The 15,328-nt window shown below is 72.3% G+C and carries 13 protein-coding genes; 5 read left to right on the forward strand and 8 right to left on the reverse strand.

Features of this window, described 5'->3' with window-relative positions; all coding sequences use genetic code 11:
- Positions 1-20 precede the first annotated feature (20 nt).
- Together ACIRBX_RS18935 and ACIRBX_RS18940 are read left to right on the forward strand one after the other, a co-directional pair.
- Complete coding sequence (locus ACIRBX_RS18935; protein WP_402298037.1) at positions 21-2,048, forward strand: CocE/NonD family hydrolase; 2,028 nt, start codon at positions 21-23, stop codon at positions 2,046-2,048.
- A gap of 249 nt (positions 2,049-2,297) precedes the next feature.
- Positions 2,298-2,630 (forward strand): hypothetical protein, encoded by a 333-nt coding sequence (locus ACIRBX_RS18940; protein WP_402298038.1) that lies wholly within the window; start codon positions 2,298-2,300, stop codon positions 2,628-2,630.
- Here ACIRBX_RS18940 and ACIRBX_RS18945 read toward each other — a convergent pair.
- The 4 genes from ACIRBX_RS18945 to ACIRBX_RS18960 all read right to left on the reverse strand — a co-directional run bounded on the left by ACIRBX_RS18945 (position 2,618) and on the right by ACIRBX_RS18960 (position 5,125).
- A complete protein-coding gene (locus ACIRBX_RS18945) occupies positions 2,618-3,319 on the reverse strand; it encodes a hypothetical protein (protein WP_402298039.1) in 702 nt (233 codons plus the stop codon). The genes ACIRBX_RS18940 and ACIRBX_RS18945 overlap by 13 nt on opposite strands.
- A gap of 34 nt (positions 3,320-3,353) precedes the next feature.
- Positions 3,354-3,818 (reverse strand): hypothetical protein, encoded by a 465-nt coding sequence (locus tag ACIRBX_RS18950; protein ID WP_402298041.1) that lies wholly within the window; start codon positions 3,816-3,818, stop codon positions 3,354-3,356.
- A 41-nt stretch (positions 3,819-3,859) separates the two neighbouring features.
- The gene (locus tag ACIRBX_RS18955; protein ID WP_402298043.1) at positions 3,860-4,669 is read right to left on the reverse strand and encodes an SDR family NAD(P)-dependent oxidoreductase; all 810 of its coding nucleotides are present in this window, start codon (positions 4,667-4,669) and stop codon (positions 3,860-3,862) included.
- Between the two features lie 81 nt (positions 4,670-4,750).
- The gene (locus tag ACIRBX_RS18960; protein WP_402298045.1) at positions 4,751-5,125 is read right to left on the reverse strand and encodes a hypothetical protein; all 375 of its coding nucleotides are present in this window, start codon (positions 5,123-5,125) and stop codon (positions 4,751-4,753) included.
- Positions 5,126-5,231: 106 nt separating this feature from the next.
- On the opposite strand from ACIRBX_RS18960, the gene ACIRBX_RS18965 reads away from it, so the two are divergent.
- Positions 5,232-6,284, forward strand: coding sequence for a hypothetical protein (locus ACIRBX_RS18965; RefSeq protein WP_402298046.1), 1,053 nt, complete (start codon positions 5,232-5,234; stop codon positions 6,282-6,284).
- Positions 6,285-6,287: 3 nt separating this feature from the next.
- Here ACIRBX_RS18965 and ACIRBX_RS18970 read toward each other — a convergent pair whose 3' ends face one another.
- Genes ACIRBX_RS18970 through ACIRBX_RS18985 form a run of 4 tightly spaced genes read right to left on the reverse strand, consistent with a single transcriptional unit; the run spans position 6,288 to position 10,716 of the window.
- Positions 6,288-7,625 (reverse strand): GH1 family beta-glucosidase, encoded by a 1,338-nt coding sequence (locus tag ACIRBX_RS18970; protein WP_402298048.1) that lies wholly within the window; start codon positions 7,623-7,625, stop codon positions 6,288-6,290.
- A 23-nt stretch (positions 7,626-7,648) separates the two neighbouring features.
- Complete coding sequence (locus ACIRBX_RS18975; RefSeq protein ID WP_402298050.1) at positions 7,649-8,491, reverse strand: carbohydrate ABC transporter permease; 843 nt, start codon at positions 8,489-8,491, stop codon at positions 7,649-7,651.
- Entirely contained in the window at positions 8,484-9,398 is a 915-nt protein-coding gene (locus tag ACIRBX_RS18980) for a carbohydrate ABC transporter permease (RefSeq protein ID WP_402298052.1), read from the reverse strand. The genes ACIRBX_RS18975 and ACIRBX_RS18980 overlap by 8 nt, the downstream gene beginning before the upstream one ends.
- A 4-nt stretch (positions 9,399-9,402) precedes the next feature.
- Entirely contained in the window at positions 9,403-10,716 is a 1,314-nt protein-coding gene (locus ACIRBX_RS18985; RefSeq protein ID WP_402298054.1) for an ABC transporter substrate-binding protein, read from the reverse strand.
- A gap of 164 nt (positions 10,717-10,880) precedes the next feature.
- Here ACIRBX_RS18985 and ACIRBX_RS18990 point away from each other — a divergent pair, with 164 nt between their 5' ends.
- Positions 10,881-12,107, forward strand: coding sequence for an ROK family protein (locus ACIRBX_RS18990; protein WP_402298055.1), 1,227 nt, complete (start codon positions 10,881-10,883; stop codon positions 12,105-12,107).
- 643 nt (positions 12,108-12,750) lie between these two features.
- On the forward strand, positions 12,751-15,306 hold the full coding sequence (locus ACIRBX_RS18995; RefSeq protein WP_402298057.1) for a discoidin domain-containing protein: 2,556 nt from the start codon (positions 12,751-12,753) through the stop codon (positions 15,304-15,306).
- Positions 15,307-15,328 lie beyond the last annotated feature (22 nt).

The raw sequence follows: 15,328 nt of genomic DNA on the forward strand, positions 1-15,328 counted from the left end.
TCCCTCCCGGAGGAGTCCCGATGCAGCACCCCGAGCGCTACCCGTACGGGATCACCCGCGAGGACCTGCGCATCCCGCTCTCCGACGGCACCGAGCTGTACGCCCGGATCTGGCGTCCCGTCACCGGGGAGCCGGTGCCCGCCCTGCTGGAGTACCTCCCCTACCGGCTGACCGACTGGACCGCCCCGCGCGACGCCCAGCGCCACCCCTGGTACGCCGGCCACGGCTACGCCTCGGTCCGGGTGGACGTCCGCGGGCACGGCAACTCCGGCGGCCTGCCCGGCGACGAGTACTCCGCGCAGGAGCTGGCCGACGGCGTCGAGGTGGTGGAGTGGCTGGCGGCCCGGCCGTGGTGCAGCGGGAGGGTCGGCATGTTCGGCATCTCCTGGGGCGGCTTCAACAGCCTGCAGATCGCCGCGCTGGCCCCCGAGCCGCTGAAGGCCGTGGTGACCGTCTGCTCCACCGACGACCGCTACGACAACGACGTGCACTACATGGGCGGTTCGCTGCTCGCGGTGGACATGCACGCCTGGTCCGCCACCATGCTGGCGTTCACCGCCCGCCCGCCGGACCCGAAGTACGCCGGCGACGACTGGCGCCGGATGTGGCGGGAGCGGCTGGAGGCGCTGGAGCCCTTCGTCCACCCCTGGCTCACCCACCAGGTGCGGGACGACTACTGGCGGCACGGCAGCGTCTGCGAGGACTACGGCGCGATCCGGGCGGCGGTGCTCGCGGTCGGCGGCTGGGCCGACCCGTACCGGGACACCGTGCTGCGGCTGCTGGAGCACCTGGACGCCCCGGTGCGCGGCATCATCGGCCCCTGGTCGCACCAGTACCCCGATCGCGGCCTGCCGCCCGGCCCGGCGGTCGGCTTCCTCCAGGAGACCCTGCGCTGGTGGGACCACTGGCTCAAGGACGCCGACAACGGCGTCATGTCCGAGCCCGCGCTGCGCAGTTGGATGAACGAGTCGGTGCCGCCCGCGACGGTGTACGCCAACCGGCCGGGCCGCTGGGTCGCCTCCGACACCTGGCCCTCGCCGGACGTGCGCGAGGTGGTGCACGGCCTGGACGACGCGCTGCGCACCGCCGGCACCTCGACCGACCGCCACGTGCAGGTGCGCTCCCCGCAGCACACCGGGATCGACGCCGGGCGGTTCTTCCCGTTCGGCAACGCGGCCGACCTGCCGCCGGACCAGCGCGAGGAGGACGGGCGCTCGGTCTGCTTCGACTCGCAGCCGCTGCCCGAGCCGGTGGAGATCCTGGGGCGGGCCACGGTCCGGCTGCGGGTGCGCAGCCGGGCCCGGCGCGGCCAGGTGATCGCCCGGCTCTGCGACGTCGCCCCCGACGGCTCCTCCACCCTGGTCACCCGGGGCGTGCTCAACCTGAGCTCCCGTCAGGGCCGGGACCGGGTGGTGGAGTGGACTCCCGGCGAGACCGAGGACGTCACCTTCGAGCTGGTCTCGATCGCCCACGCCTTCCCGGCCGGCCACCGCCTGCGGCTCGCCCTCTCGTCCGCCTACTGGCCGTGGATCTGGCCCCAGCCGGACCCGGGCGGCTTCGAACTGGACCCGGGCCACAGCACCCTCACCCTCCCCGTCCGCCACCTCGCCGCCGACGCGGGCTCACCGCCCGTCACCTTCGAACCGCCCGAGCAGTCCGAGGGCCTGGACGTCAGCTACCCCGAACCGCTCACCGCCCGGCCCGAACGCCTGGTGGTGCGCGACGTGGCCACCGGCGAGCACCGCCTGGAGGTGGATCCGGCCTACGGCGGCACCCGGATCTACCCCGACGGCCTGGTCTTCGACGAGCAGGCCGTGGAGTCCTACCGCATCCTGGCCGACTCCCCGCTCTCCGCCACCACCCGCTCCGACTGGACCGTCCGCCTGCAACGCCCGGACATCGGCTGGGACACCACCGTCCGCACCCGCTCCGAGATCACCTGCGACGCCCGGTACTTCACCGTCCACAACCACGTCACGGCGCTGGAGGGCACCGAGGTCCTGTTCGAACGCGACTGGGAGCGCCGCATCCCCCGGACGGCGAGCTGAAACCGGCCTGCGCCGCCCTGCGAACCTGGACGGCGACGACCGACTCACCGAACACCCCCGACGTCCTGGACCTGCTCACCGCCTTCGCCCGCACCGGCCACCTCGGCCCGGTGCACTGCACCTCGGCCCGGTGACTGCGGGGCCTCGCTGCCGGAGCCGACCGCCGTCCTCGGGCCGCCGTGGACCGGCAACCGGGTCTCGGCCCGGCACCGGTGGCCGCACTGGTTCGGCTTCGGCGACCTCCACCTGGTGGTGTGCCGCTGCCGCCTGGTCACCCGGCTGACCGTCCCCGCCCGGCTCCCGGCCCCGGTCGAGTACCCGGCCGTCGGCGCCTTCGACTCGGCGGTGCCCCTGGACGCGCTGCTCCGCTCGTTCGACACCGCCGGGGTGGCCTGGCAGCGGGACGGGCGGGTGTCCGGTCAGATCGACGTCACCACGGCCGCCGCCTGGTTCGTCTTCGTCACCGACCAGAACGTGGCGCCGCCGGACGGCCCGGTCCTGGCCAAGGCCGGCAGTGCCGCCCCCGCGCACGCGTGCCCGCCGATCCCGCCGGGCACGCCCGACGACGGCTACGGGGCCTGAGCGGCCGGGACCTCGGTGTCCCAGTCGATCCGGGTGTGCGGGGTGACCTCGATGGCCTCCAGGGTGGGGTCGGCCAGCAGCAGGGCGGCGGTGGCGGCGGTGCAGGCGACGTAACTGGAGAGCAGGTCGTAGTCGGTGGCGACCACCCAGCTGCGGTCCTCGGGCCACCAGTGCTCCGGGCCGGATTCGCCGACGGCGGCGGTGAGTTCCTCCCGCAGGGCCTCCAGGGCGGCCAGCGGGGCGGTACGCAGCAGGGGGCCGGGCAGGCCGTTGACGGCGGCGGCGTGGCGGTAGGCGTAGTGCACCGGCTGATCGCGCGTCACCGGGCCGAGCAGCGCCACCAGCGCGCGGCGGCTCGCCGCGTCCAGCGCCCCGTCCTCCGCCACCCAGCGCACGGTGGTGAGCTCGACCCCGTCCTCGTCCACCGTCTCCAGGCCGTCCTTGAGCCAGCGGTGCGACAGCTCCCCGACGTACGGCACGCCCGAGCGCTCCGCCCACTCCCGCCAGCTCGGGCCGGCGGTGGCGCGGTCCCAGCTCTCGAAGCGGTGGAAGATCCGGACGTACGCCTGGTACCCGGCCGGCAGCAGCTCGGACACCAGGTGCCCGGGCCCCGGCTGCGGCCGGCCGAGCGAGGCCGTCAGCCAGGCGAGTGCGGTGGCGTCGGTGGTCGTTTCGCGGTGCTCTGTCACGGTTGTGATTATCCCCTGAAGATCCGTCAGGGGATCACAGCTGCTCCCGGGCCGCCGTCACGAACTCGTCGATCCGCACCCGGGTGGCGTCCCGGCGGTCGATCAACCCGGCCAGGTCGGCGGCCTGGTCGATCCGACCGATCTCCTCGAAGGCCCCGGCCGCCAGCTCGCCGATCTCGGGCGTCCGAGCGGTCAACTGAACTCGGAACAAAGCATGTTGGGCACGCGAGCGCGCCTCGTACGACCGGCCGCGCAGGACGGGCTCCTCGGCGGCGTCGGTGCCCTGGTGGATGCAGTGCCAGTGGTGCAGCGCCGCCTGCCGGAACTCCACCAGGACCCCGGCGTAGGCCCCGAAGGCCTCGATCCGCTCCTGCCGGTGCTGCTCGGCCCGGGCGCTCCACTCGGCCCGCCGGTTGGAGCGCACTTGGAACACGTGAGTGAGCAGGGAGCCCAACAGGGTGCCCAGCACGGCGATCAGGCTGGTGAGTATGGCGTCCATGATCCTCATGCAAGCAGATCGCGCCGCCTCCTGACGGCCTTTCAGTCCTCCCGGCGCTCCACCCGGAAGCCGAACGGCACCGTGCCCGGGTCCACCGCGCTGATGCCGCCGTCCACGGTGAGCACCGCACCGTTCACCAGGCTCGCCGCCGGGGAGAGCAACCAGGCCACCGCCTCGGCGACTTCGGCCGCCTCCCCGGCCCGCGCCTGCGGGTTGAGCCGGGTCGCCTCCCCGTACGCCGCGCCCAGTTCGTCGTGGCCGCCGAGGGCCGCCAGCCGGCCCATCGGGCGGTCGGCCATCTCGGTCCGCACCCAGCTCGGGCAGACCACGTTGGACCGCAGGCCCTGCCGGCCGTAGTCGACGGCGAGCGAGCGGCAGAGCTGGAGCAGCGCGGCCTTGGAGGTGGCGTAGGCCGCGTTGCCGTGGCCGTTGCGCAGCGCGGAGACCGAGGCCACACCGACCACGGCGCCGCCGCCGGTCGCCAGCAGGTGCGGCAGCGCCGCCCGCAGCGTCAGGAACGGCCCCGTGACATTGGTCCGCAGCACCGCCTCCCAGTCCTCGACGGTGACCTCCCCGACCGCCCCGGGCCGCCCGGTCCCGGCGTTCAGCACCAGTCCGTCGAGCCGCCCGAACCGCTCCACCGCTGCCGCGACCAACCCGGCGACCTGCGTCTCGTCGGTGGTGTCCGCCACCTGCGCGACCGCCCCGGTCTCCGCCGCCACCGCCGCCAGCGGTCCGGCCCGGCGCCCGGACACCACCACCTGGTGTCCACCGGCCCGCAGCACCCGGGCGGTGGCCGCCCCGATGCCCGTCCCGCCCCCGGTCACGATCACCACACGCTGCTCGGTCACCACGCCCCACTCCCCCGACTGCCGGTCCGCCCGATCCTACGCACCCGGACGGACGGCTGACGGCCGACGGCTGACGGCTGGTCAGGCGGCTGCCCCGACCTCTTCCTCCTCCGGCGGGTTGAACACGCCGTGCACCAGCGCCTCGACGTCCTCGGCCCGCTGGGGCTCCAGGTCGACGCTGCGGCCCTCCGGGCAGGAGACCGAGATCCGGACACCGGGCACCCGCGGCCTGGTCAGGAAGGCGTGCAGCGAGCCGGCCAGTGCCTCGATCGCCTCGTCGCCGCCGACGGCGGTCACCAGCACGTCGTAGGGCGACCCCAGGCAGCCGTGGTCGCGGTGGCGGGCCGGCCTGGGCCGGATCCGGCCGCGCAGGGCCGGTTCGCCGTTCAACCACGTGTCGAGCCGCCGCAGTTCGTGTGCCGGGTCGCCGCCCTGCACCGAGATCCAAGCCTCCACAGCCCCTCCTCCGCTCCGCCCTGGGTCGAGTCTTGACGTCCCGAAAACCGTTTGGCAACCCCCTAACGAGCCCGCAGAATCCGGATGTTAGGACCGAGGAGTTCGATTGCCGGACACGTTCGTCTGCGCACGGTGCGAGACCGTGCTGACCGCCCCGCTCGACCGGGTGGCCCTGCCCGTCCACGCGCACCGCACCTGGGGGAACGCCTTCGCCGGGCTGCCCGTGCTGCTGGAGCCGGGGAGCTACGCCGTGGACCCCGAGCCGAGCGGACCGCCCTGGCGGCGCTGGGAGGAGGTCGGGGAGGCGGCGGCCGAGGCGCGCGGGGTGTACGCGCCGCTGGCGGCGCTCTCCTACGGGGCAGCCGGGGCGGTGGTGATCGCGCCGGGCGACGGGCGGGGCATGGAGCTGCGGCCGGACCGCTGCGACGGCGGGTGCTGCGGGACGGACCGCCGGAGCGGGCCGAACCTGGCCTGCACCGGCTGCGGCGAGCTGGTGGCCTGCCGGGTGGACGACTGCGACCGCTGGCAGGGGGTCTGGCTGGAACCCGCCGCCGTGCTCCGCCGGAGCATCGGCGACGACCGGCCGGACCAGGGGTGGGAGAGCATCGCCACCGGTCCGGCCACCCCGCCGACCGACCGGGAGGGCCACTGGCAGCCCGAGTGGCAGTTCGCCGCCGGGGCGGCACTGGCCCACCTGCTGGCCGCCTGCGACGGCGCCCCGGTCCGGCTGCCGCCCGGCGGCGCCACCACCGTGTTCTCCGACGGACTCGCCCGCCTGCTGCCCGCGGCGCACGCCGAACGGCCGGCCAGGGTGCTCACCCTGGCCGGCCCCGGGCTGCACAGCCCCGATCCGGACATCGCCCTGGTGCCCCGGCACCCCGTCACCGCCGAACCGTGGGCACCTCCGAACGGTGCCCCGACCGTCCCGCTCGACGCATCTCTGTGGGCCCATCTGGCTCATCCGGCAACCGAGTTGGAGGTCCGGCCGAGCGGCCATCTGCCGCCCGGCCTGCTCCGGGACGAACCGCCCCGGCGACCGCCGAGGTACCCGTTCCGGGCCGACCCGGTCACCCTGCGGCAGACCCTGGCCCGGCTGCCCGCCGTCCGCCGTCCCTGGCTGCGCGAGCTGTACGACGCCCTGCCGGCGTACTGGTGGTGACCGTCAGCGGCTGCGGTGGGCCGCGATGATCTCAGCGTAGCGCCGGCCGCTGCTCTTGACCGTCCGCCGCTGGGTCTCGTAGTCGACGTGCACGAGGCCGAAGCGCTTGTCGTAGCCGTACGCCCACTCGAAGTTGTCCAGCAGCGACCAGGCGAAGTACCCGGCCAGCGGGGCGCCTTGGGCCACCGCGCGGTCGCAGGCGGCCAGGTGCTGCTCCAGGTAGGCGGTGCGGCCCGGGTCGTGGACGGCGCCGTCCGCCTCGACGGTGTCGGCGTAGGCCGAGCCGTTCTCGGTGACGTAGATCCGCTCCGCGCCGTACTCCCGGTGCAGCCGGAGAATCAGCTCCTCCAGACCGGGGGCGTGCACCTCCCAGTCCATCGCGGTGTGTTCGGCGTTCGGGCCGGGCACCTGGCGGAAGCCGGGGGCCGGGCCGGAGGGGTCGTCGGCCACGATCTGACGGAAGTAGTAGTTCAGGCCGATCCAGTCCAGCGGCGCCCCGATCTGCTCCAGATCGCCCTCCCGGACCGGGAGTTCGACGCCGTAGAGCTTGACCATGTCCTCGGGGTAGCCGCGTCCGAAGACCGGGTCCAGCCACCACCGGTTGATGTGACCGTCGGCCCGGACGGCCGCCGCCAGGTCGGCCTCCGAGGAGGAGGCGGGCAGGATCGGGCTGAGGTTGTTGACGATGCCGATCCGCGCGCCCGGGACGGCGGCCCGCAGCGCCTGCACGGCCAGGCCGTGGCCCAGGTGCAGGTGGTAGGAGGCCCGGACGGCGGTGGTCAGGTCGCGGATGCCCGGCGCCATGTTCCCGTCCAGGTGGCCGATCCAGGCCGAGCAGAGCGGCTCGTTCAGGGTTGCCCAGTTCTTCACCCGGTCGCCGAGGCGCTCGGCGACCACGGCCGCGTACTCGCCGAACCGCTCGGCGGTGGCCCGCTCGGCCCAGCCGCCCCGGTCCTGCTGGGCCTGCGGGAGGTCCCAGTGGTAGAGGGTCGGGAAGGGCGTCAGGCCGGCCGCCAACTGGGCGTCCACCAGCCGGTCGTAGAAGTCCAGCCCGGCCGGGTTGACCACGCCGTCGGCCTGCGGCACCACCCGGGGCCAGGCGATCGAGAAGCGGTAGGCGTCCAGGCCGAGGCCGGTGGCCAGGCCGAGGTCCTCCGGCCAGCGGTGGTAGTGGTCGCACGCCACGTCACCGGTGTCGCCGTTGTCGACCTTCCCCGGGGTGTGGGAGAAGGTGTCCCAGATCGACGGGGCCCGGCCGTCCTCGGCGACGGCGCCCTCGATCTGGTACGCGGCGGTGGCCGCGCCCCAGACGAAGTCGTCGGGGAGAGAACGGAGTTCCATGTCAGAAAGCCTTTCGGAGAGGGTCACTTGACGGCCCCGGCGGTGAGGCCGGCGACCAGGTAACGCTGCAGCAGGAGGAAGCCGGCCACCACCGGGACGCTGACCACCAGCGAGGCGGCCATCACCTGGTTCCAGTACACGTCGGTCTGGGTGGCGTAGCCCTGGAGGCCGACGGAGAGCGTGCGGGTGGTCCGGTTGGTCATCACCGAGGCGAACAGCACCTCGCCCCAGGCGGTCATGAAGGCGTAGACCGAGACCGCGATGATGCCGGGGGTGGCGGCGGGGATGACGATCCGCAGCAGGGTGCGCAGCGGACCGCAGCCGTCCACCGCAGCCGCCTCGTCCAGGTCCTTCGGGATGGAGTCGAAGTAGCCGACCAGCATCCAGATCGAGAACGGGAGCGAGAAGGTGAGGTAGGTGAGGATCAGGCCGCCCCGGCTGCCGTAGAGCGCGACGCCGGTGGCGTTGCCGAGGTTGACGAAGATCAGGAACAACGGCAGCAGGAAGAGGATGCCGGGGAACATCTGGGTGGAGAGCACGGTGACGGTGAAGAGCTTGCGCCCCCGGAACCGGTACCGGCTCACCCCGTAGGCCGCGAAGACCGCGATGGCCACCGAGCAGACCGTGGCGCTGACCGAGACGATCAGCGAGTTCACGAAGTAGTCGGCCAGCGGGACGGTGGTCCAGATGTCCACGTACGGACGGAGCGTCAGCTCGCTGGGGATCCAGCGGAACGGGCCCTGCACGTCGCGCAGCGGCTTGAGCGAGGAGCTGAGCATCACCAGCACCGGCCCGAGCACGAAGGCGGTGAGCAGGGTCAGGAACACCACCCGGGCCCAGCGGAAGGAGGCAGGAGGCTTAAGCATCGGCGTCCTTCCGACGCGAGCCGACGAACAGGTAGACCGCCGTCACCAGCAGCAGGAACAGCAGCAGCAGGACCGACATGGCCGAGCCGGAGCCGAAGTTCCAGGTGACGAAGGAGGATTGGTAGATGTGGATGGAGATCAGGTCGGCCTGCTCGGGGGCGGACTTGCCGAACAGCACGTAGGGCGTGTTGAAGTCGTTGAAGGTCCAGAGGAAGAGCACCAGCACCAGCACCTGGTTCACCGGCCGCAGCGACGGCAGCGTGATCCGGCGGATCTGCTGCCAGACGCTCGCCCCGTCGATCGCGGACGCCTCGTAGAGCTCGCGCGGGATGTTCTGCAGGCCGGCCATCAGGGTGAGGAAGGCGAACGGCCAGGTCTTCCAGACCGCGACCACCACCAGGGCCCAGAAGCTGTTCTCGCCGATCAGCCAGAACGGCTTCTCGTCCAGCAGGTGGAGCTGGTCCACCAGGATGTGGTTCACCAGCCCGGTGTCCCGCTGGAACATGAAGGACCAGGTGATCACCGCCGCGTAGACCGGCAGTGCGTAGGGCACCAGGAAGAGCGTGCGCAGCACGGCCCGGCCGCGGAACTCCTCCTGGAGGAAGATCGCCGCCGCCGTCCCGAGCAGCCAGGACAGCCCGACCGCCAGCAGGGTGAAGGTGCAGGTGACCCAGAACGAGTGCAGCAGCGACCGGCCGATCGGTGCGTCGAAGTCCACCGCCACGCGGTAGTTGGCGAGGCCGGACCACGGCGCGGCCGACCAGTCCCGGATGAAGAACTGGGTGAGCTGCTTGAAGCTCATCACGATGCCGACCACCATCGGGACCAGGTGGATCAGCAGCTCCAGGGCGAGTGCCGGGAGCAGGAGCAGGTAGGGCAGGGCACGTCGGCCGAATCGCTGTCGCATCAGGTCAGTTCGCCGGCATCTGCTGCTGGGCCTTGGTGAGCTCGGCCTTCACCGACTCGTCCGTGACCGGCTTGCCGGAGGCGGCGGCGGCCAGCAGGTTCTTCACCGCCGTGCCGACCAGGGTCTCGAACTGACTCTCGTTCGCCACCTGCGGCAGCGGGGCGGCGCTGGTCTGGAGCACCGTGGCCAGGGTCTTCAACTCCGGGGTGGAGAAGGCGGGATCGGCCTGGGCGTCCTTGACCGGCGGGATCGAGCCGTAGGTCTTGTTGAGCTGGACCTGCTCCTCCTTGCCGGTCATGAACTTCACGAACTGGAGTGCACCGTCGGTGTTCTTGGTGTTCTTGAAGACCGCCAGGTTGATGCCGGCCACCATCGAGCTGGTGGCCTTGGCACCGGTCGCGCCCGCCGGGATCGGGATCGGCGCCACCGCGTAGTCCTCGGGGGCCATGCCGTGCGACTTCAGCGAGGCGCCCGCCGCCTGCCACATCAGCATCGCGGCCTTGCCGGAGGCGAAGTCGGTCACCGACTGGTTGGCGGCGTACTCGGCGTTGCCCGGCGCGGCGATCTTGTCCTTGGCGATGAAGTCGACGTACTGCTTGACCGCCGCGACCGCCTCCGGGGTGTCGAAGGCGGGCTTGCCCGAGGCGTCGAACCAGTCGGCGCCGTGCTGCTTGCCGAAGGCGAAGGCGTGGTGGACGTTCTCCGAGACGTTGCCGCCCTCGATGGCGAGGCCGAACTTGCCGTCCTTGGTGAGCTTCTGGGCGTTCGCCACCAGCTCGTCCCAGGTGGCGGGCGGCTGGGTGATGCCGGCCTGCTGGAAGAGCTTCTTGTTGTAGTACAGGCCGTAGGCCATGGAGTACAGCGGCACGGCCGCCGGATCCTTGCCCGCCGCGCCGGCCGAGGCGATGGTGGACGGCGTGAACCGGTCCTTGCCGCCGATCTTGCCGAAGGCGGCCTCGTCGAACGGCAGCAGGGCGCCGGTGGCCTGGAGCGAGGCAGACCAGGTGTTGCCGATGTTCAGCACGTCAGGACCCTGGCCGGACGCAGTGGCGGCCAGGATCCGGTTCAGCAGGTCGGACCAGGGGACCACCTCGAGCTTGACCTTGATCCCGGTCTGCTGCTCGAACTTTCTCAGCTCGGGCTCCAGGACCTCCTTGTCGTTCTCCAGGCTGGTGCCCTGGTTGCTGGCCCAGTAGACGAGCTCCTTCGGGGCGCTGTTGTCGCCGCCCTCGGAGGAGGATCCGCCGCCGCAGGCGGAGGCGGTCAGGGTGAGGACGGAGACCAGGGCGGTGGCTGCGGCGAGACGGTGGAAGCGCATGACCGTGTCCCTCTCGGACGAGTGGGTGATGGGATTCGGGGGAAGTGTGAGCCCGCCGTGGAACCGCGAGCTCAGATGCTTACTTCGGACCGTGATTTAACGTGTGAGAAAAGCTGGCGTCAAGAGTCCGCGCAGCGATAGATTCAGTCCAGGAGGGAGATCAGATGGCAGAGCGAGGCAAGCAGACCGTCCGTGACCTGCGACGGGGCAGCCGTTCCACCCTGTTGCACCGGCTGTACTTCGAAGGTCCGCTGAGCAGACAGGAGTTGGGGCGGATCAGCGGCCTGAGCGCCGGCTCGGTCAGCAACGTGGTGGGCGAACTGATCGCCGACGGGCTGGTCGAGGAGTGCGGCTCGGTCGACTCCGACGGCGGCCGACCCCGGATCCTGCTCCAGGTCACCCCGGACCGGGCCCACCTGATCGGGGTGGACGTGGGCGAGACCCAGGTGCGGGTGGCGCTCTTCGACCTGGCCCTGACCGAGCTGGCCGCCAGCGACCACCCGCTCTCCGACCACGGCCACGACGTCGACCACGTGGTCGAGTTGATGCTCACCGGCATCACCGACGTGCTGGACCGGACCGGCGTGGACCGGGCCACCGTGCTCGGCGTCGGCATCGGCGTGCCCGGCATCGTCGAGCAGGGCGAGCCCGGCTCGGACGGGTACGGCGTGGTGGTGCACAGCCAGACCGTCGGCTGGGACGCCGTACCGCTGGGCCGCCTGCTGCGGGCCGGCACCGACCTGCCGCTCTACGTGGACAACGGCGCCAAGACGCTGGGCCAGGCCGAGATGTGGTTCGGCGCCGGGCAGGGCGCGCGGCACGCGGTGGTGGCGCTGTTCGGCTCCGGGGTGGGCGCCTGCGTGATCGCCGACGGCTCCCGCTTCCGGGGGGCCACCAGCAGCGCGGGCGAGTGGGGGCACACCAAGGTGCACGTCGGCGGACGGCGCTGCCGGTGCGGCTCCAAGGGCTGCCTGGAGGCGTACGTCGGGGCCGAGGCGCTGGTCGAGCGCTGGGGCGCGGCGCCGCCCGGCAGCTCGGAGAAGGAGGGCCTGGCCGCCCTGCTGACCGCCGCCGAGGACGGTGATCCGGACGCCTCGGCGCTGCTCGTGGAGGCCGCCGAGTACCTGGGCGCGGCCATCGCCGACCTGGTCAACCTCTTCAACCCCGAACGGATCGTGATCGGCGGCTGGGCCGGCCTGCTGCTCGGCCCGCGCCTGCTGCCCGGCATCGAGGCCGCCGCCACCGAGTACGCCCTGCGCTTCCCTCGGGCGCAGACCACCATCACCCTCGGCCGGCTCGGGCCGGACGCCGTCACGGTGGGCGCGGCGACCCTGCCGCTGACCCACTTCCTCACCTCGGGCGGCGAGCTGCGCCGGCTCGCCCCGGCGTAGCGGCTCCCGCCGGGGCACCGGGGCGGGCCTGCGGCACGCTGCGGGCCGGGATCGGCCGCCGGTCGGCCGGGTCTCCCGCCGGCACCGACGGCGGCTGCCGCCCGGCGACAGCGGGGCACACCGGGCAGGCGGACGCTCCGTCAGGCCGCCGCCGCTCCAGTGGCTCCCACCAGGGCCGCACCGCGCGATCCGACTCCGGAGCCGGGCCTTCACCGTCGGAGCGCGCCCCGCGCGGGCCCGGCCGGGGACTCCGACGGCGGGCATCCCACCACCCCACAGGGTGCCGCCCGAGGGCCCGATCCGTCGGACCCGGCTAGACCCCGATCCCGGCGACCGCCGGCGGGCCCACCCCCAGGAGACGACCCGGCCGGACACCCCCCACCGGCCGCAGCACCTCCCGAAGCTCCCCGCAGGGGTGCCGCGCAGGGTCCCCCACCTGCGCGAACTCCCCTTTCGGACCGCACACTTGGCCGTACACGTCTGGATCACCGGGAATCCATCAGGTCGTCACCAAGTGCTTGACAGCCACGAGTTGGGCCCTCCAGACTCCCACCGGGGAGCGCTCTCCAAAGATCCGCCGGTGTGTCCGTGTCCACCGCCCGCGCCTCCCACCCCCACCCCCCACCCACCGCAGGAGAAGCCCGTGAGGCTCACCTCGGCACGCGGCACGGCCGCGACCGCCACCACGCTGGCAGTGCTCTCCGGAGCACTGTTCGCCCTGCCCGGTACCACCGCCCAGGCCGCCGACACCCTGATCTCCCAGGGCAAGACGGTCACCGCCTCCTCGGCCGAGAACGGCGGCACCGCCGCCGGCCTCGCCGTGGACGGCAACACCGCCACCCGCTGGTCCTCGGCCGCGAGCGACCAGCAGTGGCTCCAGGTCGACCTCGGCGCCACCGCCACCATCAGCAAGGTGGTGCTCAACTGGGAGGCTGCGTACGGGAAGTCGTACCAGATCCAGACCTCCGCCGACGGTGCGAGCTGGACCACCATCCACACCACCACCAACGGCACCGGCGGCCAGGAGACCCTGAACGTCACCGGCACCGGCCGCTACGTCCGGATGAACGGCCTGACCCGGGGCACCGGGTACGGCTACTCGCTCTGGGAGTTCCAGGTCTTCGGGTCGGTGAGCGGCGGCTCCAGCTGCTCCACCGCCGACGCCGCCCAGGGCCGCCCGACCACCGCCTCCTCCACCGAGAACGCGGGCACCCCGGCCTCCGCCGCCACCGACGGCAACTCCGGCACCCGCTGGGCCTCGGCCGCCAGTGACCCGCAGTGGATCCAGGTGGACCTGGGCTCGGTCCAGCAGCTCTGCCGGGTCGTGCTCAACTGGGAGGCGGCGTACGGGAAGTCGTACCAGATCCAGACCTCCGCCGACGGTGCGAGCTGGACCACGGTCAAGACCACCACCAACGGCACCGGTGGCACCGAGAGCCTGGACGTGGCCGGCTCCGGCCGCTACGTCCGGGTCAACGGCCTGACCCGGGGCACCGGTTGGGGCTACTCTCTGTGGGACTTCAAGGTCAACACCGGCACCGGCCTGCCCCCGATCCAGGGCGGTGGCGACCTCGGGCCCAACGTGATCGTCTTCGATCCGTCCACCCCGAACATCCAGGCCAAGCTGGACCAGGTCTTCCAGCAGCAGGAGTCGGCCCAGTTCGGCACCGGGCGTTACCAGTTCCTGTTCAAGCCCGGGACGTACAACAACCTCAACGCCCAGGTCGGCTTCTACACCTCGGTGAACGGCCTCGGCCTGTCCCCCGACGACACCCAGATCAACGGCGACATCACCGTGGACGCCGGCTGGTTCAACGGCAACGCCACCCAGAACTTCTGGCGCTCCACCGAGAACCTGGCGGTCAGCCCGGTCAGCGGCACCGACCGCTGGGCGGTCTCGCAGGCCGCGCCGTTCCGCCGGATGCACATCAAGGGCAGCCTCAACCTGGCGCCCAACGGCTACGGTTGGGCCAGCGGCGGCTACATCGCCGACAGCAAGATCGACGGCCAGATCGGCAACTACTCGCAGCAGCAGTGGTACACCCGGGACAGCTCGATCGGCGGCTTCTCCAACGGGGTCTGGAACCAGGTCTTCTCCGGCGTCCAGGGCGCGCCCCCGCAGGGCTTCCCGAACCCGCCGTACACCACCCTGGACACCACCCCGGTCTCCCGGGAGAAGCCCTTCCTCTACCTGGACGGCAACGACTACAAGGTCTTCGTCCCGGCCAAGCGCACCGACGCGCGCGGCACCAGCTGGGGCAACGGCGCACCGCAGGGCAGCTCGATCCCGCTCTCCCAGTTCTACGTGGTGAAGGCCGGCGCCACCGCCGCCACCATCAACGCGGCGCTCGCCCAGGGCCTCAACCTGCTCTTCACGCCCGGGGTCTACCACGTCGACCAGACCATCAACGTGACCCGCCCGGACACCGTGGTGCTCGGCCTCGGCCTGGCCACCGTGATCCCGGACAACGGCGTGACGGCCATGAAGGTCGCCGACGTGGACGGCGTCAAGCTGGCCGGCTTCCTGATCGACGCCGGCCCGGTCAACTCCCCCTCCCTGCTGGAGGTTGGCCCGGCCAACGCCTCCGCCGACCACGCCGCCAACCCCACCACCGTCCAGGACGTCTTCGTCCGGGTCGGCGGCGCGGGCGCCGGCAAGGCCACCGCGGCCGTCGTGGTGAACAGCGACGACGTGATCGTCGACCACACCTGGCTCTGGCGGGCCGACCACGGCGACGGCGTCGGCTGGGAGACCAACCGCTCCGACTACGGCCTGATCGTGAACGGCGATGACGTGCTGACCACCGGTCTGTTCGTCGAGCACTTCAACAAGTACGACGTGCAGTGGTTCGGCGAGCGCGGCAAGACCGTGTTCTTCCAGAACGAGAAGGCCTACGACGCGCCCAACCAGGCCGCGGTGCAGAACGGTTCGACCCAGGGCTACGCCGCCTACCGGGTCGGCCCGGACGTCCAGACCCACGAGGCCTGGGGCCTGGGCAGCTACTGCTACTACAACGTGGACCCGAGCATCCGCCAGGAGCACGGCTTCGAGGCTCCGGTCCGGGCGGGCGTGAAGTTCCACGACCTCTCGGTGGTCTCGCTGGGCGGCAACGGCCAGTACAACCACGTGATCAACTCCACCGGTGGTGCCACCTCGGGCACCAGCACCGTCCCGTCCACCGTGGTCTCCTTCCCGTGACCCCGGTCGGCACTGAGCCCGG

Origin of the sequence: Kitasatospora sp. NPDC096147, assembly GCF_044763225.1 — a bacterium.
Taxonomy (GTDB): Bacteria; Actinomycetota; Actinomycetes; order Streptomycetales; family Streptomycetaceae; genus Kitasatospora.